The following is a 1,477-nucleotide window of genomic DNA, read 5'->3' as shown; positions in this document are numbered from 1 at the left end:
AATCCCTGTCCCGGAATTACTGAAATCGCTGTCCGCGAATTACCGAAATTGCTGTCCGGAAATTGCCGAAACACGCAATTGCGTGCCGCGCTGGCTGATGGACGAACTGGTCGCCCGCCTGAAGACGCAGCTCGAGCTTCCTCCTCCGCGCGTGAAGATATGTCGGGGCCGGCTGTTTTCGCTGGTCGATTATGAGCCGGCCGTGGAGGAATGGGGGTTTGTCGACGCAGGCGGGGGCAATGAGCAGCGCGATGTCTGAAAAACCTGACAAGTTCACCTTCGCTGCCATTGGCGATCTCCACATGAAGGAGGACCGTACATTGTCTTTCCGGGAGCTCTTTGCCGAGGTCTCGACCAAGGCCCAGGTGCTTGTCCTTTGCGGCGATCTCACGGACCTCGGCAAGCCGTCCGAAGCGGAACTTCTGGCAGAGGATTTGCGTGCCTGCTCCATTCCCGTTGTCGGCGTGCTCGGAAATCACGACTACGAATCCGGCCAGACTGAAGACGTAAAGCGCGTTTTGAAGGGCGCCGGGATGCACCTGCTCAACGGGCAGTCGTATGAAATCAACGGCGTCGCCTTCGTCGGGGTGAAGGGCTTCATCGGCGGCTTCGGCCGTCGCATGCTTGCTTCGTTCGGCGAGGCCGTCGTCAAGGACTTGGTCGCCGAAGCCGTCAACGAAGCGACACGCCTGGAAAATGCGATGCGCGCTGTGGCGAGCAAGCAGGCTGTCGTCGTTCTTCACTATGCGCCGATTCCCGATACGGTCGAAGGCGAGCCACTGGAGATTCTTCCGTTCCTTGGCTCGTCACGTCTCGGCGAAACGATTGATCGATTCAAAGTGAGCGCGGTGGTGCACGGCCATGCTCATCAGGGGCGCTATGAAGGCCGAACACCCGGAGGCGCACGGGTCTACAACGTGGCCCGATCAATTGAAAAGCCCACCGGTCGACCCTACGCCTTGATTGAAGTCTGAGGGGCCGTGATCGATGGCAGCAAAACCAGTATCTCGATTGGTACGCTCACAGCTCAGGCGCACGGATTCCGTGGACAGTGGGCGACTACTTTGGTCACATCGAAGGGGTTCCTGAGGCCCCTACGGATAGGCAGAAAGGCACTTATGGCAGGAACGAGCGAACGAACTATATCGGAGTCGATAGGAAGGAACTATATCGGAGTCGATAGGAAGGAACTATATCGGGTGAACGGGATTGGGTTCTTCAGTTTGAATACGACTACGATAAACGACGGGTCTCGGGCGCAATTCAGGGGATGACCGTTGATACGTTTCTAGCGGGACTGCGTGCGTCGTAGGCGAGGGCTACCACCGGGGCGAGGACCTATCGCAATACTTCGTGCCGGAGCACTGTCGCAGAGGGCCACGCCGAAGAATAGACCGCACCTAGCAGGCTGTTGAAAAAAGGCGGTCGCCGCCGACCGAGGATCATGATTCATTGGCTCCGACGAGATTCGGAGATG

1 protein-coding gene and 1 pseudogene are annotated in these 1,477 nt (G+C 58.2%); both read left to right on the top strand.

From position 1 onward, the window contains the following. A pseudogene (locus Q2M23_RS43565) lies at nucleotides 1–259 on the top strand (hypothetical protein); the annotation flags it as partial. Beyond that, a complete protein-coding gene (locus Q2M23_RS43560) occupies nucleotides 240–974 on the top strand; it encodes a metallophosphoesterase (RefSeq protein ID WP_316399511.1) in 735 nt (244 codons plus the stop codon). The pseudogene Q2M23_RS43565 and the gene Q2M23_RS43560, both read left to right, overlap by 20 nt. The last annotated feature ends 503 nt before the right edge of the window (nucleotides 975–1,477 follow it).

It is taken from the genome of Bradyrhizobium sp. 33ap4, from assembly GCF_032654765.1.
Classification (GTDB): domain Bacteria; phylum Pseudomonadota; class Alphaproteobacteria; order Rhizobiales; family Xanthobacteraceae; genus Bradyrhizobium; species Bradyrhizobium australafricanum.
Note: the sequence above shows the minus strand (reverse complement) of the source record. Positions and strands in the feature narration are given on the sequence as shown.